This is a genomic window from Novosphingobium sp. NFX11 (genome assembly GCF_057376415.1).
This window is the reverse complement of sequence record NZ_CP080385.1, coordinates 560,400-579,237: the sequence shown is the minus strand read 5'-3', so window position 1 is coordinate 579,237 and position 18,838 is coordinate 560,400. Positions and strand designations below refer to the sequence as shown.

The 18,838-nt window shown below is 65.6% G+C and carries 16 protein-coding genes and 4 pseudogenes; 8 read left to right on the top strand and 12 right to left on the bottom strand.

Features of this window, described 5'->3' with window-relative positions; genetic code table 11:
* The 6 genes and pseudogenes from KZO24_RS20430 to KZO24_RS20405 all read left to right on the top strand — a co-directional run bounded on the left by KZO24_RS20430 (position 1) and on the right by KZO24_RS20405 (position 4,412).
* Entirely contained in the window at positions 1–933 is a 933-nt protein-coding gene (locus KZO24_RS20430; protein ID WP_271182762.1) for a Vgb family protein, read from the top strand.
* A gap of 109 nt (positions 934–1,042) precedes the next feature.
* A pseudogene (locus KZO24_RS20425) lies at positions 1,043–1,980 on the top strand (LysR family transcriptional regulator).
* 94 nt (positions 1,981–2,074) lie between these two features.
* Positions 2,075–2,227, top strand: coding sequence for a hypothetical protein (locus tag KZO24_RS20420; RefSeq protein WP_271182764.1), 153 nt, complete (start codon positions 2,075–2,077; stop codon positions 2,225–2,227).
* Between the two features lie 11 nt (positions 2,228–2,238).
* Positions 2,239–2,628, top strand: coding sequence for a hypothetical protein (locus KZO24_RS20415; RefSeq protein WP_271182765.1), 390 nt, complete (start codon positions 2,239–2,241; stop codon positions 2,626–2,628).
* A gap of 93 nt (positions 2,629–2,721) precedes the next feature.
* Positions 2,722–3,258, top strand: coding sequence for a UrcA family protein (locus KZO24_RS20410; RefSeq protein WP_486487623.1), 537 nt, complete (start codon positions 2,722–2,724; stop codon positions 3,256–3,258).
* Positions 3,259–3,392: 134 nt separating this feature from the next.
* The gene (locus KZO24_RS20405; RefSeq protein WP_271183146.1) at positions 3,393–4,412 is read left to right on the top strand and encodes a class 1 fructose-bisphosphatase; all 1,020 of its coding nucleotides are present in this window, start codon (positions 3,393–3,395) and stop codon (positions 4,410–4,412) included.
* A 61-nt stretch (positions 4,413–4,473) separates the two neighbouring features.
* Here the strand turns inward: KZO24_RS20405 and KZO24_RS20400 are convergent, their stop codons facing one another.
* The 3 genes and pseudogenes from KZO24_RS20400 to KZO24_RS20390 form a co-directional block, all read right to left on the bottom strand.
* On the bottom strand, positions 4,474–5,091 hold the full coding sequence (locus KZO24_RS20400; RefSeq protein WP_271182768.1) for a TetR/AcrR family transcriptional regulator: 618 nt from the start codon (positions 5,089–5,091) through the stop codon (positions 4,474–4,476).
* A 59-nt stretch (positions 5,092–5,150) separates the two neighbouring features.
* The gene (locus KZO24_RS20395; RefSeq protein WP_271182769.1) at positions 5,151–6,548 is read right to left on the bottom strand and encodes a carbohydrate porin; all 1,398 of its coding nucleotides are present in this window, start codon (positions 6,546–6,548) and stop codon (positions 5,151–5,153) included.
* Positions 6,549–6,652: 104 nt separating this feature from the next.
* A pseudogene (locus tag KZO24_RS20390) lies at positions 6,653–9,082 on the bottom strand (glucose/quinate/shikimate family membrane-bound PQQ-dependent dehydrogenase).
* Positions 9,083–9,256: 174 nt separating this feature from the next.
* On the opposite strand from KZO24_RS20390, the pseudogene KZO24_RS20385 reads away from it, so the two are divergent.
* Positions 9,257–10,574 (top strand): annotated as a pseudogene (locus KZO24_RS20385) (NAD(P)/FAD-dependent oxidoreductase).
* On the opposite strand, the gene speD reads toward KZO24_RS20385, so the two are convergent.
* The 8 genes and pseudogenes from speD to KZO24_RS20345 form a co-directional block, all read right to left on the bottom strand.
* Positions 10,561–10,935: an adenosylmethionine decarboxylase gene (gene speD, locus KZO24_RS20380; protein WP_370425029.1), complete on the bottom strand. Its 375-nt coding sequence runs from the start codon at positions 10,933–10,935 to the stop codon at positions 10,561–10,563. The pseudogene KZO24_RS20385 and the gene speD sit on opposite strands and share 14 nt — an antisense overlap.
* 1 nt (position 10,936) lies before the next feature.
* A complete protein-coding gene (locus KZO24_RS20375; protein ID WP_271182773.1) occupies positions 10,937–12,553 on the bottom strand; it encodes an NAD(P)-binding protein in 1,617 nt (538 codons plus the stop codon).
* Positions 12,543–14,068, bottom strand: a pseudogene (locus KZO24_RS20370) (polyamine aminopropyltransferase). Before KZO24_RS20370 ends, KZO24_RS20375 begins: the two are co-directional and overlap by 11 nt.
* Positions 14,069–14,094: 26 nt before the next feature.
* Positions 14,095–14,304, bottom strand: coding sequence for a DUF350 domain-containing protein (locus KZO24_RS20365; RefSeq protein WP_271182775.1), 210 nt, complete (start codon positions 14,302–14,304; stop codon positions 14,095–14,097).
* A gap of 18 nt (positions 14,305–14,322) precedes the next feature.
* Positions 14,323–14,469 (bottom strand): hypothetical protein, encoded by a 147-nt coding sequence (locus KZO24_RS20360; protein WP_271182776.1) that lies wholly within the window; start codon positions 14,467–14,469, stop codon positions 14,323–14,325.
* Positions 14,466–15,725: a DUF4178 domain-containing protein gene (locus KZO24_RS20355; protein ID WP_271182777.1), complete on the bottom strand. Its 1,260-nt coding sequence runs from the start codon at positions 15,723–15,725 to the stop codon at positions 14,466–14,468. Before KZO24_RS20355 ends, KZO24_RS20360 begins: the two co-directional genes overlap by 4 nt.
* Positions 15,722–16,387, bottom strand: a complete 666-nt coding sequence (locus tag KZO24_RS20350; protein ID WP_370425025.1) for a DUF4178 domain-containing protein — start codon at positions 16,385–16,387, stop codon at positions 15,722–15,724. Before KZO24_RS20350 ends, KZO24_RS20355 begins: the two co-directional genes overlap by 4 nt.
* An 18-nt stretch (positions 16,388–16,405) precedes the next feature.
* On the bottom strand, positions 16,406–17,401 hold the full coding sequence (locus tag KZO24_RS20345; RefSeq protein WP_271182779.1) for an SPFH domain-containing protein: 996 nt from the start codon (positions 17,399–17,401) through the stop codon (positions 16,406–16,408).
* A gap of 157 nt (positions 17,402–17,558) precedes the next feature.
* On the opposite strand from KZO24_RS20345, the gene KZO24_RS20340 reads away from it, so the two are divergent.
* Positions 17,559–17,858 (top strand): hypothetical protein, encoded by a 300-nt coding sequence (locus KZO24_RS20340; protein WP_285017633.1) that lies wholly within the window; start codon positions 17,559–17,561, stop codon positions 17,856–17,858.
* Between the two features lie 4 nt (positions 17,859–17,862).
* Here the strand turns inward: KZO24_RS20340 and KZO24_RS20335 are convergent, their stop codons facing one another.
* Positions 17,863–18,804, bottom strand: coding sequence for an alpha/beta fold hydrolase (locus KZO24_RS20335; protein WP_271182781.1), 942 nt, complete (start codon positions 18,802–18,804; stop codon positions 17,863–17,865).
* Positions 18,805–18,838 lie beyond the last annotated feature (34 nt).

Sequence of the window (18,838 nt, the reverse complement as noted above, 5' to 3'; positions counted from 1 at the left end):
ATGCGCAAGTTCGGTCTGATGCTTCTGGCTGCCACGGCGGCGTTTCCCGCCGGCGCACAGGCGAAAGAACCGGAGGTCATCCAGGTCCCCGGCTTCGCGGATTTCCTCGCAGTGGACGGCAAGACCGTCTGGGCCACCAACAAGGGCCGCGTCGAGCAGTGGTCGCGAAAAGGCAAGCTCGCCGAAGTCGCGATGGCGCACCCCTGCGGCGCGATGGCGATCACGGCTGGCTCCTTGTGGGTCGCCGACTGCGAGGAGAAGGCAGTCAAGCGCATCGACGTGAAGACCGCGAAGATCGTGGCCACCATCCCCACCGGCATCGCCTCGAGCGGCGAACTCAACGTGGTCGCGGGCGACGGCTCGGTCTGGGTGGCCAGCGATAACGGCGCCGACGACCGTGGGGGCCTCGTCGCCCGCATCGATCCGGCGACCAACGCGGTGATCGCTTCGGTCCCGGTCGATCCGGGGACATGGTATCTGACTTACGGCTTCGGCGCGGTCTGGGCGGTAAGCGCCACCAAACAGTCGCTCCAGCGCATCGACACCGCCACCAACACCGTCACCGCGAAGATCCCGCTCGGCAAGGAGCCCGGCTTCCTCGCGGCGGGCGAGGGCGGTGTCTGGGTGCAGGAGCAAGGCGACGGCACCCTTGCGCGGATCGACCCCGCGACCAATGCGCTGGCAGGCCGCATCAAGGTCGGCGACAACCTCAAGTGGGGCGACGTCGATACCGGCGCGGGCAAAGTCTGGCTGCGGACCACCGACGACCAGGTATTTGCGGTGATCGACCCGAAGGCGATGACGGTCGCCGCGCGCAAGGGCAAGGCGGCGGGCAGCGGGGCGCTGCGCTGGACCCCCAAGGGCGTCTGGACTTCGGCGCATGACGAGCACACGCTGACGTGGTGGTCGAACGCGGTGCTGCATGCGAAATAGTGCTGTGGTGCTCTTGAGTGCCGCTGTGTGCCGTTGAGTGCCATCCAATCAGGGGCGCTTCATAAATTGCATCTATGACCCGGCTTTCGGACCGGCTACCCCTGTTGCCATGAGCGACGACACCCCGCTGACAGACCGTAAATTCGCCAGCCGGGTGGACTGGAACCTCATGCGCACATTCGTCGACATCGTGCGCGCCGGGGGATCGGCGCGGCGGCAAGGGAACTCAACAAGCAGCAGCCGAGCATATCGGCCGCGCTCAAGCGGCTTGAGGACCACGTTGGCACCACCTTGCTGGTCCGCTCGGCCAATGGCGTCGAGATGACGGCGGCGGGCAAGGCGATGATGGCGCTGTGCGAGGACATGCTGGAATCCGCGCGCCTCGTGCCGCACCAGATCGCGCAGGCCATCCGGCGGGTCGAAGGAATCGTGCGCATCCAGATCGTTTCGGCCATCGTCTCGGCGGAATTCGACGAGGCGATCGCCAGCTTCCACCGCCGCCATCCCGGCATCCGCATCGAAATCCGCGTCTCGTCCTGGCGGCAGGTGCTCGATGCGCTGGAACGCGGCGAGGTGGAGGTCGGAATCGGCTATGATAACAGCGTGCGCGGCGGGCTGGTCTACGAGCCGCTGTTCGTCGAGCGCCAGCAGCTTTACTGCGGCCGCAGCCACCCGATGTTCGGCTATCGCATCAGCCAGCCGCGCGAGTTGAAGGACGAGGCGTTCGTCCTCGGCGGCGAGGACGAGATCGAGATCGTCACGCACTTGCGCCGCCGCTATGGCCTTGGCGTGCGCGTGACGGGACTGGCGCAGGACATCAACGAGGCGCGGCGGCTGATCGTCTGCGGTGTGGGCATCGGCTTCCTGCCAGTCCCGGCGGTGCGCTCGGAGATCGAGCGGGGGCTGCTCTGGCCGCTGCTTCACGCCGACTTCGAGCCGTCCTACGAAATCTTCCTTCTCGCCCGCGCGGAGCCGGAGCGGGATACCGCCACGCAGCTGTTCATCGACGAGGTTTTCCGTCGGATTCGCGCGATTCCGCGCGCATAGATGAAATCTATGCCCTTCATTGCAAATTTGTGTCTGCCGTGACGATCGGCGGCGCGTCACTTTTGTTTCCCCGGGGAAAAGGTGACCGCCCAGAATGCGCAAAGCCAAGAAATTCCAGCTGCTGGCCAAGGAAATCCGTCCTTCGAGCATGGGGACGGCAGTTCTCAGGCTGCTTCGGGACGGCATCGCCGCGCGCGCGCAGGCAGTGGGGGCGGTCCCTGCATCGCGCCCGGAACAGCACTCCTGATGCGCAGGGAGGTGTTCTGCGCAGAAAACCGTCTCAGGGTGGGCCTCGCGGCGTTGGGCATCGCGCTGTTCACGATCTGCGCCGGGGATGCCGATGCTGCTCCCCGTCCCGCAGCGAAGCTCGTTTCCTGCGGCGAGAACAACTGCCTGCAGGTTTCCGGCCGTCGTTCCGACCCCGCTTCGGTGGTGCAGATCAACGGCCACCCGGTAACGGTTGAGGGCGGGAAGGCGTGGAAGGCCGTATTGCCCTTGCAGACGGTGCGTATCTGGTCAGCCCCCATGGCGCGGACCATCGCCGTAACGGTGGTGCAGGAAGGTGCTTCCGGCACTCAGCAGGCCGAGTTGCCGATCGGACTGCTGGGCCACGTCACCGAACTCGCACTGGTGGTAAGCAGCCGCTGAATTCAGCCAATATCGGTAGATTGTCAGTTCCCCTGCAGAGCGCTATGACGTATGCGGCCGCCGTCAGAGTGGTCCTCGACATGTGTGCAGGAGATGATGATGAAGATTGGCCTGATGGCGCTCGCCGCCTGTGCCCTTACCGTTGCCGGTTCGGCTTCGGCAGCGACCGACGAAAACCCCTTTGCCCGCGATCAGGTCATGCTTGACCTCAAGGGTCTCGACCTTGCCACCACCGATGGCCAGCAGCGCCTTGCGATCCGGATGGATCAGGCCGCCCGCTCGGTCTGCGGCGAGGGTATGGCCCGCGTCCACCTCACGGCCGAACGCAAGGCGCAGGATTGCCGTGCGGCGGTGAAGGCGGACATCCGCACCCGCATCGAAGCACGCATGGCAGCGGCTTCCACCCCTCGCGCGTTCAACTCGCCAGCGCCCGCTGAGCGAAGTTGCCCGGCCGGTGATGCGCCTGCGATTCGCGCGCGCGCCGGATTTGGGAATACGCGGAAGACATCTTCGCGCGGCGGTGATCCGCCGCGCTTTTCTTTGCGCATCGGCGAACGCCGGAAAACCGGCTGGGACAACGTTGTCGCTGCGGCGAATTACGTCCGTGAGATCGTGACCGGGTGCGGTTGAAGTAGCGTTTTGCGCAAGTTTCGCGCATGGTCGCCCGGTCGCGAAGAAACGGGGAGGCGTGACGGCGCATCCCTGCCGGTCTTCATGCACCTTCAGATACGCCGTCCCGGCGCAGCGCCATGCGAAAGGCCAAGATGCAACCGATCACACTGACCCGCTTCCTCATCGAACAGCAGCGGCGCGAGGACAGCGCCTGCCCTTCCGAACTGCGCCTCCTCATCGAGACGGTCGCCCGGGCCTGCAAGTCGGTGACTTTCGCGATCTCCAAGGGCGCGCTCGGCGACGTGCTGGGCACGCTCGGCTCGGAGAACGTGCAGGGCGAAGTGCAGAAGAAGCTCGACGTCATCGCCAACGAAATCCTCCTCGACGCGAACGAGTGGGGCGGCCACCTCGCGGCCATGGCGTCGGAGGAGATGGAGACTATCCATCGCATCCCGAACCGCTATCCCAAGGGCGAATACCTGCTGCTGTTCGACCCGATCGACGGGTCGAGCAACGTCGATGTCGATCTGTCGGTCGGCACCATCTTCTCGGTCCTGCGCGCGCCGGAGAATTCGGCCGGGCGCGAGGTGACGGAAGAGGACTTCCTGCAGCCGGGCAGCGAGCAGGTGGCCTCGGGCTACGCGATCTACGGCCCGCAGACGCTGCTGGTGCTGACACTGGGCGCGGGCGTCTATGAATTCACCCTCGACCGCGAAATGGGTGCCTGGCGCATGACCGACGGTCCGCTCAGGATCGCCACGGGCAACAAGGAAGTCGCCATCAACATGGCCCGCCGCGCGCAGTGGTCACCGGCCATCCGGCGCTACGTCGATGCCCGCGTCGGCTGCGAGGAAGGCCCGCTGGCGGGTGAGTACAACATGCGCTGGACGGGCTCGATGGTGGCGGACATCCACCGCATTCTCAAGCGTGGTGGCGTATTCCTCTACCCGTCAGACCACCGCAAGCCCGGCAAGGCCCGCCTGCGCCTGCTCTACGAGGCCAACCCGATGAGCTTCCTCATCGAACAGGCCGGCGGCACCGCCATCGACGGCGAGGCGCGCATCATGGATGCCAAGCCGACCGGCCTCCACCAGCGCATCGGCGTCGTCCTCGGCGACCCGGAGGAAGTCGCCGCCCTGCTCGAGGAAGCCGGGCAGATGGCGAGCGCGTGATCGCGGTCTGATCGACGGGCGGAGGCTTTGTCTTCCGCCCGTTCTTCCGGCGAGGCAGGCGTTAGCTGGCCCGGCAGTAGGCGATGACGTTGGCGACCACCTGCTCGCGACGCTTCGCCGCAGCCGCCGGGCTGGTGGTATCGACCTTGAAGATGGTCGCAAACGTATAGCGGTTGGACACGAAGTAGAACGACAGCGCGCTAATCGTCATATGCAGGTCGACCGGATCCAGCGCCGGGCGGAACGTGCCCTCGGCGACGCCGCGTTCGATAAGGGCGCGGGTGCCGGGCAGTACCGTTTCGTTGTACGTCTCGACCACTTCGCCGACATGCGGGGCGTGTCGCATGTTCTCGTCCATCACCAGTCGCACGAGTTCCGGGTGCTCGTAGTGGTAGTCGAACGTCAGTTCCGTCAGCCGCGCCAGGGCATCGATCGCGGGCATGTCGTCCAGCCCGGCGGCGAGTTCGGCCGAGCGTATGCCGCGATAGGCTTCAGTGAGGACCGCGCGGTAAAGCGCCTCCTTGCTGCCGAAGTGGTAGTAGATCATCCGCTTCGACGTGGCGGTCGCGGCGGCGATCTCGTCCACGCGGGCGCCTGCGAAGCCCTTGTCCGCGAAATGGGCTGTGGCGATCGCGATGATCTCTCGCCGGTTGCGTTCGGTGAAGCCGTCATCCTGCATGGCGCGCCCTATGGCCTTTCGAGGGCCGGGGCGCAATGCCCTCAGCCCCTTTTTAACAATCAGATCTGCATCTTGACCTGCACGCCGAGTGCCAGCGCATCGTGCGTGGTTCGGTAGGAGAAGGCGCCCGGATCGACGATGTACTGCACGTCGGGACGGATATTGAGCCAGGGCGTCAGCTGCAGGCCGTAGCTCATCTCGATCGCCGTCTCGCCTTCGGGTAGGGCGGTGTAGCCGTCCGCGAAGCCGAGCAATTCGGCGTGAAGCGCGCGCAGGCGCTCGTTGACCTGCGCGTGGATCACGCCCAGCGCGAGGGTGTCGGCGTCGCGGCCCTTGAAGGTGCCCAGCTTGAGGAAGCCGGCGGCATACCAGCGGGTGATCTGCGCCGACTGCTCCGGGTTGGCGGTGAAGTGGCCGAATATCGACAGGCCACGCTTTCCGTTCCCGCCCTTATCGCGCAGGATCATCTGGTCGCCCAGCACATAGCCGCCGAAGCGACCGGTCACGCGGCCCGGGGTGCCCTGCCGGTCGGCATTGGCGGTGTCGTAGTAGAAGCCCACCTTGTAGTGGCCGGGCATCACGTGACTACCGGGCGTGGCGCCGGGATCGTACTCCAGTTCCAGCGGCAGGACGACACCGGTAGTCTTGCCTGCGAACGGTTTGAAGGCGTTCTTCTCCAGCCCGAGGTCGGGGTTGGTCTGGTAGACGCCGGTGCGCACGATCAGGTCGGGGCGCAGCTTGTAGCGCACCGCCAGCCCCCAGCGGGCGTTGGGATAGTTATACCAGCCGGTGCTGCCGCTTTCGGACAGCGGATGCGCGCAGAACGCCGCGTTGACGAGGTTGCAGCCGATCGACAGGCCGCCGAGGTCATTGCCCATCGCAAAGAAGCCCGCGCGCAGGTTCAGGCGGCCGCCATCGAAATTCTGTTCCCAGGTCAGTTCGCTCAGGCGTGCATAGTAGCCGCCCGCCGCTTCCTGGATCGGCAGGCGGTTGCCCACGAAGTCCGACGAGATGCCGATGCCGCGCCGGTCGTTGATGGTCACGTGAATGGCGCCGCCGTCGATCCCGGCGATCTTGTCCATGTCGAGATCGACGCCCGCGCGGATCTGCTGGACATAGGCGGTGCCCCGGCGCTGGCCGCCGTCGACGTTGGAGAAGGTTTCCGAGACGTAGTCGGCGCGCACGGTGACCCCTGCGTCCTTCAGGTCGGTGCGCACGCCGCCCCAGTCGCCGGTCAGCGTCTCGCGCGGATGCGGCGCGTGCAGAGGTCTGGCGGTGGAGGCGCCCTGCGTGGAAGTCGGCCGATGGTCCTGCGCGGTGCCTGCAGTTGCGGTGGCGCCGGTCACGACGACGTTGGTTGCGGTGCCCGCCTCGGCGTCTTCTGCCAGAGCGGTCATCGGGAAAGTGAATGCGCAGCCTGCGGCGAGCGCTGCGAGAGAATGGATGCGACGGCCCATGGCCCCCTCCTGCTGCTGCTCCCGCGCGCGGCGAGTTCCGGCGGCGGGGCAACTCTGTCTGGTCGTTGGAATTGGGGGCAGGCCTCCGGCCTGCCCCTATCAGGTCAGGGCAGCCTGTAAGCGACCACGTAGTCGCCGCGCTGCTTGGACTGGCGGGCACCACTGGCGGTGATGACGATGTACTGCTTGCCGGTCTTCGGCGACTTGTAGCTCATCGGTCCGCCCTGGCTGCCGACGGGCAGACGGCCCTTCCACAGCTCCTTGCCGCTGCCCGAGATCGAAGGCGCGCAGGTAGAAGTCCTGGGTGCCGGCGATGAAGACGAGGCCGCCCTGCGTGGCGAGCGTGCCGCCCAGCGTCGGCATGCCGATCGGGATCGGCAGGCCCATGCGGATGCCCATCGGGCCGGTGTCTTCCACGGTGCCGACCGGGACCTGCCACTTCACCTTGCGGGTGTTCATGTCGATGGCGGTCAGGGTGCCGAACGGCGGAGCCTGGCACGGAATGCCCAGTGCCGAGAGGAAGCGGTCCTTGGTCACCGAGTAGGGCGTGCCCTTGAGCGGAACCGAGCCCATGCCGGTGTTGACGGCCTCGCCCGCGGCGCCGGCCTTGCCCTGCTGGGCCTTGGTCTGCGGGAACATCTGCACCCACAGGCCGAGGCGCATGTCGTTGGCGAACACGGTGTTGGTGGTGGGGTCGATCGACAGGCTGCCCCAGTTCATGCCGCCCAGCGAGCCGGGGAAGGCCAGCGACTTGTCCGTGCCCGGCGCGGTGTAGAGCCCTTCGTAGCGCATGCCCTTGAAGGCGATGCGGCACATCAGCTGGTCGAACGGAGTGGCGCCCCACATGTCCGCCTCGGTCAGCGTCTGCGCGCCGATCTGCGGCATCCCGACCGACCTAGGCTGGGTCGGCGAATAGGGCTCGCCGGGAATGTTGGCGGCCTTCACCGGGGTCTCGACGACCTTGGTGAGCGGCTTGCCGGTCTGCCGGTCGAGCACGTAGAGCTGGCCCGCCTTGGTGCCGATGACGACGGCGGGAACCTTGCCGCGACCCTTGACCGGGAAGTTGATCAGGCTGGGTTGCATCGGCAGGTCGAAGTCCCACAAGTCGTTGTGGACCGTCTGGTAGTGCCACTTCTCCTTGCCGGTGGTCGCGTCGAGGGCAAGCACCGAGGCGCCGTACTTGTGGTCGAGCGGTGTGCGCGGCACGCCGAACAGGTCGACCGAGGAACTGCCCACCGGCATGAACACGGTGTTGGACGCCGCGTCATACGACATCGCCGACCATACGTTGGGTGTCGAACGGGTATAGGTCTGGCCCTTGGCGGGCATGCCGGTGATGGCGGGATTGCCCGGGTCGAAAGCCCAGCGCAGCTTGCCGGTGATGACGTCGAAGCCGCGGATCACCCCGCCGGGCATGTCGATCTGGACGTTGTCGGCCACGCGGCCGCCGATGACGATCGTGGTGCCCGCCAGCGTCGGTGCGGCGGTCAGTTGGTACTGCGGATCGGGCGCATTGCCGAGGCCCGCGAGCAGATCGACGCGGCCATTGGTGCCGAAGCCGGTGCAGACCTTGCCGGTCTGGGCATCGAAGGCCATCAGCTTGCCGTCGATGGTGTTCATCAGGATGCGGCGTTCGCACGGCGCGCCCTCGGGCAGCGTCGCCGCCGTCACCGGGGTGGAGCCGGGCAGGCTCGGCTGTTGCAGCGGGGCCTTCGCATCGAAGTAGGCGAGGCCGCGGCAGCGCATCCAGACGGAGGCATGGGCGTTGACTTCGGCCTTCCACTTCTGCTTGCCGGTGTCGGCGTCGAGCGCAATGACGTTGTTGTGCGGGGTGCAGATGTAGATGGTGTCACCCACCTGCAGCGGGGTGTCCTGGTCCTCGGCGCCGTTGCCGTCACTCTCGGCGACGTCGCCGGTACGGTAGGTCCAGGCGACCTGCAGGTTCTTCACGTTGTCGCGGGTGATCTGGTCCAGCGCGACGAAGCGGCTGCCGCCGGCGGTGTTGCCGTAAGCTGCCCAGTTTTTCTGCTCGCTGGCGGCATCGACCGGGGTGAGCGCCGCTTCGACGCCCGCGAAGGGCACGGTCGGGTGCGGCGAAAACATCGCGGCGAAACCGGCTGCAGAGGCGATGCCGACGATGGCGGCGGTGCCCAGTGCCGGGCGCCATGCCGGCGTCATGCCCTGCGCGCGGCGCATCAACGGCAGCGAGAGCGCCACGACCGTCATGCCTACGCCTAGCGCCAGAAGGCGCGAGATGAGCGGCCAGAACGCAAAGCCGACTTCCCACAGCGACCACAGGATCGTGGCCAGGAAGATCGCGCCGAACAGCAGGCCGCCGGTCGGACGCCGACGGGCTATGAGGAAGCCGGACACCACGAGCGCAAGTCCTGCGAACAAGAAGTAGAAGCTACCCCCAGGCTCACGAGTCGCGCGCCGCCAACCACGAAGAAAAGGCCGGCGGCCAAGATCACTATACCGAGCACCGCCAGCCAGATCCGGCTGGCCAAGACGCCCCTTTTGTCTGAGCCGGACATGCGGCTTCTCCTTGAAATTCTTATCGATAGGACCGTTTGCCCACTGCAATCGCGACTGACGCCGGGTTACCCTGAAGCGAACGGGAAATCGGGCGGTGACACGGCCGTCCAACGTGTGTACCAATTAGTACATAACCTCTCGCGCGGCAAGATGCCCCGGATCAAGGACCAGACGTGCAATCTCAGAAGACCCAGATCGTGATCGTCGGTGGCGGTGCCGCCGGGCTGGAACTCGCCACTCGACTGGGGGCTCGATACGGTCGGCGGGACCACGATATCATTCTCGTGGATGAGAACCGCACGCACATCTGGAAGCCGTTGCTGCATGAGGTGGCCGCCGGTTCGCTCGATGCGAACCTCGACGAAGTCGGCTATCGCGGCCATTGCCACAAGTGGGGTTATCGTTACTTCAAGGGCACGCTGGCAGGAATCGACCGTACCGCGCAGCGCATTCATCTCGCCCCGATACTCGATGATCGGGGGCAGGAAGTCGTTGGTGAGCAGGAACTTCGCTACGATTATCTAGTGCTGGCCTATGGGTCGGTGACCAATGATTTCGAAACGCCCGGAGTGCGCGAGAACTGCATGTTTCTCGACCGCCGCGCCGATGCCGACCGCTTTCGCGATCGTTTGCTCGACCAGTGCCTCAGGGTTTCGCGTGCCATGTCTGCGGACGAAACCAGTGATGCGCGCGTGAAGGTATCGATTGTCGGCGGCGGTGCGACTGGTGTTGAACTGGCGGCGGAACTCTTCAATGCGGCAGACGCCCTGAGTCACTACGGGCTGGAGGTATTCGACCGGGGCCGCCTGAAGGTCACGTTGATCGAGGCCGGACCGCAGATCCTGCCCGCATTGCCTGAGCGGCTCGCCGAGATCGGCGCGGGACGAATTGCAGAACCTCGGCGTACGCGTGCGCACCGCCACTCCCATCGTAGAAAGCACGGACAGCGGGATGATCACCGGCGAGGGCGAACTGATCGAAGCCGATCTTCAGGTATGGGCGGCGGGCGTCAAGGCCAAGCCGATATCGGGAGGGCTCGACGGCGTCGAAATGTCCCGTTCCGGCCAGATCGTGGTGACGCCCACGCTTCAGAGTGTAACCGACCCGAAGATATTCGCGCTGGGCGACTGTGCCTTTTGCATGCTGCCGGGTCGCGATCGCCCGATTCCGCCGCGCGCGCAGGCGGCGCACCAGATGGCGGCGACCGCGTTCGAGAATCTCAGGCGGTCGATGGACGGCCGACCCCTCAAGGATTTCGATTACAAGGATCGTGGCTCGCTGGTGTCATTGAGCCGATTTTCGACCGTGGGTACGTTGATGGGCAATCTCGTGGGCGGCCGAATGGCGGTGGAAGGCCGCCTTGCCCGAATGATCTACCTGTCATTGTACCGCATGCATCTCCTCGCGATCCACGGATGGATCAAGGGTTCAGCGCTTATCGCCGTAGGGCACGTCAACCGCGTAGTAAGGCCCCGCCTCAAGCTTCACTGAGCGGGGTATTCGGGCGGAGGCGGGAAATGAGTTGGCGTTCCCGCACCACGGCCCGGAAGCAAGCGCAGATGACGCGCAATGCGGCTTCGGGATCGGCCTCTGCCCCACACACGAAGAGGTCGACGGCGGCCAGCCCATCCTCGGGCCAGGTATGGATCGAGATATGGGATTCGGCGAGCAGCGCCACTCCGGTGACGCCCATCCCGGCGCCGAAGTGATGGAGCCTCACGTCCAGCACGGTCAATCGGGCTGCAACTGCGGCGTCGCGCAGAGCGGCTTCGACCCGCGCAAGGTCGTCAAGGCCCTCACCGGCGGCAAGATCGGCGATGAGATGGATGCTCGTTCCGGCACGGTGGACCATGTCAGGCGATGCTTTCGAACGCATGACCGAGGTGTGTCAGCGCCATCTCGGCGGCGGCGACACCGTGGTGGTGGGCTTCCTCGAACAGTGAAAGGCCGGATAGGTCCGAGTGGGCGAACAGTACCGGCGGATGCGCGGAGCGGGCGGCAAGCCGGGCCGGATCGGTGAGGAAACCCGGCGTCGGCCGGATCATGGCATGACCCCAGCGCCAGACATCTATCCGCTCGATCGCTCCGTCGAGGTCGGGATTCATGGCGAGCATATCGGCGCGCACGATCTCCTGCCAGCGTTCCAGCGAGCGGGTCAGCATGATCTTGCGGGCGACCTGCGGCGTCTCACGCGATAGGGGCATGTACCATGTCAGAACTGTTGGCCCGAGCGCCGCGCTGGTGGTCTGGTGCGTGGCGACCACATAACCGAGCGCATCGCTGGCGGTGGACACGTTGTCCCAGGCCAGCGGCACGCCCTTGCCCTCGGGCGGGCGGGAAACGGTGACGTTGGCGACGACCCACGGAGCGTAGGACAAACCTCCGGGCGAGCATACACTTGGCGCAACGCGAGCCGCGACGAAATGCGGCATGGCCAGGATCGCGACTTTCGCGCGCAGGCGGCGACTGCGGCCTGCCGTATGATCGAAGACGTCCAGTTCGGCACGTCCTTCAGCCGTCACCGCCAAGCGGAACACGGTGTGTGCCGGGCGCAGGTTGGAATGGATGCGCGCTGCCATGAGGCTGGCGAGACGATCATTGCCTTCTGGCCAGGTGAGCTCGCGATCGCCATCGCCGTTGGCAGCCCATCCACGCCGTGCGGCGAAATAGTGTATGCCCGCCCATGCCGATACGTCTTCGGGCTCTGCGCCGTAATCGTCGCGGCAACAATACCGCAAGTATGCGCGAAGAGCGGGAGCCGTGAATCCTTCGGAATCGAGCCAGTCGGCGAAATTGAGGCGGTCGAGTGCAGTGAAGCGCGGATCGACACTCGACAGGACGGAAGGGATAGTGAAGGCGGGACGTCCATCCAGGCCGACCGCTCGGCGAAAATAATCCATGCTTTGGTCGAAGCGTTGGCGCTGCGCCTGCTGGCCGGAGGGCAGCCCGGACTGCGGGAACAGACCCTCCTGCCACTCACCCCGCCACAGAAGTCGCTCCTCAAGGTCGGCACAGAGTTGGTAAGGATCGTAGACCGGACCATCGGGCGCATCGCCGACGATCATCCCGAAGCTGCGCAACATGTAACGCAATGCTGCGGCATCGCGGTTGGGCACGGGAAGGTAATGCGCGCCCAGTGGGTAGGCACTGACTGCATTGCGGCCTGAGCGGGCATTCCCGCCTGTGCGGTCCTCCAGTTCGAACAGCGTGAAGTTCGCAAATCCGGCGTCAGCAAGTCGCCAGCCGGTGGCCAGCCCCGCGACGCCGCCGCCTGCGATCACTACGTCGATGTCCTGCACGGGGCCGTCGGGCGCGGGAAAAGAACCGTCGCGCAGCCGGTGGCCGCGTCGCCAGTCGGCACCATCGAGCATCCCGGCCATCGTAGGTTGAACGCAGCCCCCCAACAGCGAGGCGCCAGCCGCAGCCGACCCGCCCGCGAGGATCGTGCGTCGGCTCGTCTCAGCCTTCATAATTGCCCCACTCGCGCGCGAAACTGCGTACCAGCGCTTGGTTATCGAGCCGGTTCACCGGAGTTGGGCGGCGCGCCATGTCGGGGGAAAGTCGAACATTGCCCGTTCGCTCGAGGGGTCAGGAATCGTAAGTTCTGCGGCAATCTTGTCGCCTTGGCGAAGGGGCGATGCGCAGCAAGGGTGAAACCCCACTCGCCGAAGCTGGGAACGTAGGCGTGGTAGCCCCTGGCATGCAATCCGGCGGACTCCAGGGTGGTCGCGACGGTCCAGTAGGATTCTGGCGCGACCAGAGGCGAGGTGCTCTGCACTGTCATCACCCCCTCGGGCGCGAGAAGGCGGGCGACTTCGCGGTAGAAGCTCTCCGTATAGAGCTTGCCCAGTGAAAACTCGGTCGGGTCGGGAAAGTCGACGATGACCGCGTCGTAGCTGCCGCGCGCCTCGCGCACCCAGCGGAATGCGTCGGTATTGTGGATGCGCATTCGGGGGAGGACAAGGAGTCGGCGTTGAGGGCGGCCAGTTGCGGCGTGTCGCGGAACAGGCGTGTCATCTCGGGGTCGAGATCGACGAGAGTGACCTGACGCACGCGCGGGTCGCGCAGGACTTCGCGCGCGGCAAGGCCGTCGCCACCACCAAGGATCAGCACCGTATCGGGGCGGGCGACGCGGCCCAGTACCGGCCAGACCAGCGCCTCATGATAGCGGTACTCATCACGGGTTGAGAACTGCAGGTTGCCGTTGAGATAGAGGCGCAGGTCTTCTCCCCGGCGGGTCAGGACCATACGCTGATAAGGGGTTGAACGGGCGTAGATGACCGGCTCGCCATAGAAGGCGACCTCGGACCAGCGCTGCATGCGGTCTGCCGCGACAAGGCCGGCGATGAGACTGGCGGCCACGACCAGCGCGGCGATCACGTCCACCGCAACCCGGCGCTGGCGGCGCAGCGCGACCAGCAATGCAAGGGCGACCGCGACGTTGGCGAGGCCGAACACGAAGCCGGTGCGCATCATGCCCAGCCAAGGCACCAGCACCAGCGGGAACAGCAACGAGGCGATCAGCGCGCCGACATAGTCGTACGTGAGGACGTTGGAGACCAGTTCACGGAAGGCGAAGCGATGCCGCAGAATCCGGATGAGGAGGGGATCTCCAACCCGACCAGCACCCCAATCGCCAGCACTAGCGCGTAGAGCGCGATGCGAAAGTCGCCAACCACCGGGAAGAGCAGGAAAAGGCCCGCAGCCGACCACCCTCCGAGCGCCGCGATCAGTATCTCCACCCGCACGAACACGCCCATCTCGTCGCGGCGGACGTGGCGGGAAAGCCAGCTGCCGACGCCCATGGCGAAAAGATACGTGCCGATCACTGTCGAAAACTGCGTGACGCTGTCGCCCAGCAGATAACTGGCGAGCGTGCCGGCAAGCAATTCGTAGATGAGTCCACACGTCGCGACCACCAGCACCGAGGCGAGCAGGATCACCGCGAGTGAGGCGGGCGCGCGCTCTGCGCTGTCGACGGTGATGGCGGGCTCGGCCTCAGCCACAAGTATCAGCCATGGATGGCGGCGGCGATGATGTTGGAGATGCCGAGCGCGACCGCGCCCGCCAGCAGGGCAACCGCCATATTGCGCCGCTCGATGATCTCTCGCCACAGCTCGCCGGGGGTCAGCTTGTCGACCAGCACGAAGCTGAACACGAATATCACGATGCCAAGCCCCGCATAGAGCAGGGTGGCGAGAAAGACCGAGAGTGTCAGCATGGGCCGTCTCCTTGAAGGTTACTTGTGCGTCGGGCCATACGAGCCGCCGGCGCGCATCGGGCGCTCCTCGTCCGAGAATGGCGACCAGGCATAGTACGAGGCGCTGAGGCACCCGGCCATGACCATCGCGATCCACAGCAGGAACAGGACGAGGCGCAGCGTCATCTGCCGTTCTCCTCGCGATATTGGCGCCATACCGCGATGCAGGGGAACGCGAAGAGCAGCACGGCAGCCGTCCACCAGTTGCCCCAGGGCAATGAGCCGGTCTCGGCCTCGATGGAAACGGTGACAGTTTCCGGCAGCGATGACCAGCCCGAGATCTGCGGTGATGGGTCGCTTGGCCAGCCATGGGCGGAGGCATCGACGTAGAGATCGTAAGTGCCGCGCGGAACGCGGCCTAGCAGCGTCGTTCCCTTGCGGCTTCCCTCGGTCCAGGATCCGTCGCTGTCGCGGCCAGAATAGTGCTCGACGATGCCGTAGCCGTCCATCGACTGCCCTGTGGCCCTGTCGACGAGGCTATAGTCGAGGTCCACCCAACGGTTGTCGAAGTCGGTCCCGCGTGCGGTGACGGTAACGAACTGCCAGGGGCGCCGCACGGTCAGGGTTCCGATCCTGACCCCCTCCCGCGTGGCGGCGAAGGGGGCATCGATGCTGGCGGAGGCGCGCTCCACCGGGCCGGAGATGAGCACCATCGCCAGCAGCAGTGCGACGATGGCCGCACAGGCGAGGCCGAACATCGTCGGCAGGTCGTTCGCCGTGCTGGACGAGGAGCCTGAAGACGGAGACGGTTCACGGACCGCTCGGTGTGCTTTCAGACGGCCGAGGCCGAAAGCCTGCGCGATGACGTCATCTTCCACCGGCACGAGTTGGGTCCAGTTGACCTCGCCGCCGCCCCCTTCGCGTGACAGCACGGTGTCGCCGCGTTCGTAGAGCATCGCTTCGACCGTGTCCCCTGCGCGGACGCGCCAGTAGAACTCGCCGAGAACGGCGGTCGTCTCGCTGGTCGATGCATCACCATCGCGGGTGAAGCGCTCGCCCCGCCAGGACACGGTGTCATCGTTCCCTTCGGGCAGGTCCAGCAACATGGTCCCGAACTGCCATTCACGATCGCTCAGGACCAGCCAGCGGTAGCCCGCATAAGGGTTGAAGAGTAGGTATTCCTCCCAGGAATACCCCAAATCTCGCCGCCGGAGCGCACCTACGGTCTCCCATTCGACGTCGAACAGCGTGCCCCGCGCGCCGGGAGCCAGACGGAAGCCCTTGGCGGCCTTGTCGTGGGCCTCGATCAGAACGACTTCCGGTCGTGAGACGTCCAGCAGCGAGCCGCAGTAGGCACAGGCTAGGTTCACGCTGAAACCCGCCGCGCGAACTTCCAGCGCGCCGCCGCAGTTGGGGCAGGCGATGTTGCGCACGGCGTTCATCGTGTCAGCTCGCGGGGAATGCTCCAGCCCTCGATCGTGCGCAGGTTCGCCGGGGCGAGCGAGGCAAGGTCGCTATAGTAGCCAAGCCAGACCGAAGCCCCGCGCGCGTCGCGCTGCAGACTGACTGCCTCGCGATTGGGACCGCGAAAATCGATGTTCGTCATCGAGCGCCCGGGCAGGGTCGGAAACGGGAGTTCACCCTCGCTGCCGAGGCACCGGGCTTCCTTGCGGTCGATTGCGACGAGGGTGATGCCCTCGACCGTCAGCCGTGCGCCGACCGCGATCTCTCCGCCTGTCGCAAAGCCTTGTATCATTGGAAGTTCGCGGAGGTCGGCGCGCGCGGCGGTCAGCATGAAGGCGCCCATGGCCTCGCCCAGCCAGCGTTCGCTGCCGTCGCCGGCGTCAAGCAGCCATTCGTTCCACGATCCGTTGTCCCACCCCCAGCGCACGCGGCCGACGACGGTGAGCGTCAGTCCCTCGACCCGCAGACTCGTGCCCAGCTGAATCGGTGATACGTCGGGCGGCAGGACCGCGACCTTGCCGATGTCCTGCAGTTCCAGCCCGTCACGAAGGAGGAGCGACTGGCAATAGGCGCAAGTCGAATAGGGCAGTGCAGCGCTACGCATAGGCAGCAGCGCGCCGCAGGAAGGGCAGTTGCTCACGTCTCCCCCGAAGGCGTGTCAGCGGATGCGGGAGAGAAGCTCGGCCTTCTTGGCGTCGAACTCCTCCTGGCTGAGTGCACCCAGCGTCACCAGCTTGTGAAGCTTTTCGATCGTGGCGGTCGGATCTTCTTCGGTTGCCGGAGAGAAGGGGCCTGCTGCACTCTGCGAACCGAGGCCCTGCGCCATGGCGCCGCCAAGCGCTGTCGCCGCTGCCACGCCTGCGCCGATCCCGGCTACCGAGCCGCCCTCCTGCCCGGCAGCGGCCTCGATAGCTTCAGCAGCCTGGAAGCGGGTATAATTGCTCAGATCGCCCAGCACCCGCATCGAAGAGCCCTTGTCGAGATGGGCTTGCACTTCTTCGGGAAGCGAAATGCTTTCGACATAGAACGAAAGGCACGTCAGGCCCCATTGCGAGAAGGCCTTGTCGACCTCGACGCGGATGCGCTCTGACAGCGCCTGCTGGTTCGCCGCAAGGTCGAGGAAGGGGACGCCGCCGCTGCCGAGCGCGGTAGCGATCGAGGTCTGGATCGCGGCGCGCAACTGCGGTTCGAGCGACGCAGCTGTCACGCTGTTCAGAGTGCCGAGGATACGGTCCACGAAAGGCTCTATGGCGGATATGCGGAACGAATAGGAGCCGAAAGCCCGCAGCCGCAAGGCGCCGAATTCCGCATCACGCACCGTCACCGGCTGCCCGGTGCCCCACTTGAGGCCCTGCTGCTCCTTAAACGACAGGAACACGACGTCCGACTTGAACGGAGAGCGGAAGCCCTTGTCCCAGTTCATCAGGCTGGTCAGCACCGGCAGGTTGGCGGTATCGAGATGGTGCAGGCCGGCATCGAAAGTGTCCGCCAGGTTGCCTTCATTGATGAACAGCGCTGTCTGGCCTTCGCGCACGGTCAGCTGCGCGCCGTTCTGGATCTCGCGATCCTCGAAAGGGACACGCCAGGCGAGGTCACCGGGCTGCTCCAGCCAGTCGATGACATCGACGAACTGCTTCTTCAGAAAACCGAACATTGGATCGCCCATTCCCGCCAGAGGGGCGCAGGGTATCTGCAGATCGTTGCGATGAAAAGGGAAATGGATACAGGCCATGAGCGGCTTGCGTTGAGCGGCCAAATCCCCGATTATGCTGCGATGCAAAAATGGTCGCCGGTGCAAAGAGCAAAGTGAAATGAGTGATCCGCGTTTGACAATAATGGAAGCGATCACGACGCGCAGGTTCGTGGAAGCGCGTTATAATGGTGCCGTGATCCGGCTCGCGCCCCATCTCATGTTCGAGCGCAGGGGCGACCTGTTCATCTGCGCGCTCAATCCGGAAAAGGCTATTCGCAGCGACGAGGAGCCGAAGCTCGGCCAGTTCAAGCTGGCCGGACTGGCCGATGCCACGTTGACTTCGGAGAGCTTCGAGCTTCTGCCCTCGTTCGAAGGCAGCGTCCCGCGCGAAGAAGACGTGGCGATCCTCTCCGCCTGACCACTCAGGCGATCGAACGGAGGAAATCGGCGATCGCGGCTGACCACTGCTCGGGCTGCTGGTCGACGATGTCGATCCCGCCGCCCTGCAGTTCCACCAGCTTGAAGTCGGGGCGCATCTCCTTGGCCTTCAGGGCCGACTGGTAGAGCATGTCGCCGGTGTTGGTCAGCAACAGTGTGGGCTGGCGGATCTTCATCAGCGGCGCTTCCTGCCGATAGGTCAGGCCCGCATTGTGGCCGTACCAGTAGGCACCCCGCTGGAACGCGAGCATCGCCTGAACGACGTAATCGCTGATGCGCTCCGGCCCGATCGTGCCCATCGCATAGCGTTCGCGCGCTTCAGCCAACTGGTTCATGTGCGCGGCATGAGGCAGCGCACGGAACGCCCGCTCGCGCCCGCCGATGTCGGCGATTAGGGCGGCCCGCTGCTCGTCGGGGATAAAGAGCGGACCGCAGATGACGTTGGCGGTGACACGCTCGGGGAACTGGATCGCCACCTCGTTGGTCACCAGCGCCCCAGTGTGATGGCCGACGATGGCCGCGCGTCGGATGCCGAGTGCGTCGAGCACGGCCGGAACCACCACTGCATAGTCGCTGACCTTGGGTTCGAAAGGCGGTCGGTCAGAAAGGCCGAAGCCGGGCAGATCGATCGCTATGGGGCGAAAGCCATGAGCAACCAGCGGTGCGAAGACGCGGTCGAACTGGTTGGCGGTCATCACCGCCTGGTGCAGCAGGACCAGCGGGCGTCCCTTCCCGGCATCCAGATAATGGATCTGGCCGTAGGGACCATCCACGTAGGCCCGGCGCATCTTAACATCGTTCGCGACAGTGGCCCTGGCGACCGGAGACCCGTCCGCTGCCATGGCAGGATGCGAAGCCATCGAGGCCGCCACCGCGCCCGTGCCCATCAATTGCATCGCCCGGCGACGCCCCAGCAACTCGTCCACGCAGATCTCCTGGCCCAACCCCGAGACGATCCCG

Excerpts from the sequence above, each read along its gene's own strand:
- KZO24_RS20430 (WP_271182762.1), top strand. The coding sequence starts at position 1 with ATGCGCAAGTTCGGTCTGATGCTTCTGGCTGCCACGGCGGCGTTTCCC.
- KZO24_RS20420 (WP_271182764.1), top strand. The coding sequence starts at position 2,075 with ATGCGCAAAGCCAAGAAATTCCAGCTGCTGGCCAAGGAAATCCGTCCT.
- KZO24_RS20410 (WP_486487623.1), top strand. The coding sequence starts at position 2,722 with ATGATGATGAAGATTGGCCTGATGGCGCTCGCCGCCTGTGCCCTTACC.
- KZO24_RS20405 (WP_271183146.1), top strand. The coding sequence starts at position 3,393 with ATGCAACCGATCACACTGACCCGCTTCCTCATCGAACAGCAGCGGCGC.
- KZO24_RS20400 (WP_271182768.1), bottom strand. The coding sequence starts at position 5,091 with ATGCAGGATGACGGCTTCACCGAACGCAACCGGCGAGAGATCATCGCG.
- KZO24_RS20395 (WP_271182769.1), bottom strand. The coding sequence starts at position 6,548 with ATGGGCCGTCGCATCCATTCTCTCGCAGCGCTCGCCGCAGGCTGCGCA.
- speD (WP_370425029.1), bottom strand. The coding sequence starts at position 10,935 with ATGGTCCACCGTGCCGGAACGAGCATCCATCTCATCGCCGATCTTGCC.
- KZO24_RS20375 (WP_271182773.1), bottom strand. The coding sequence starts at position 12,553 with ATGAAGGCTGAGACGAGCCGACGCACGATCCTCGCGGGCGGGTCGGCT.
- KZO24_RS20365 (WP_271182775.1), bottom strand. The coding sequence starts at position 14,304 with ATGCTGACACTCTCGGTCTTTCTCGCCACCCTGCTCTATGCGGGGCTT.
- KZO24_RS20360 (WP_271182776.1), bottom strand. The coding sequence starts at position 14,469 with ATGACGCTGCGCCTCGTCCTGTTCCTGCTGTGGATCGCGATGGTCATG.
- KZO24_RS20355 (WP_271182777.1), bottom strand. The coding sequence starts at position 15,725 with ATGAACGCCGTGCGCAACATCGCCTGCCCCAACTGCGGCGGCGCGCTG.
- KZO24_RS20345 (WP_271182779.1), bottom strand. The coding sequence starts at position 17,401 with ATGTTCGGTTTTCTGAAGAAGCAGTTCGTCGATGTCATCGACTGGCTG.
- KZO24_RS20340 (WP_285017633.1), top strand. The coding sequence starts at position 17,559 with ATGAGTGATCCGCGTTTGACAATAATGGAAGCGATCACGACGCGCAGG.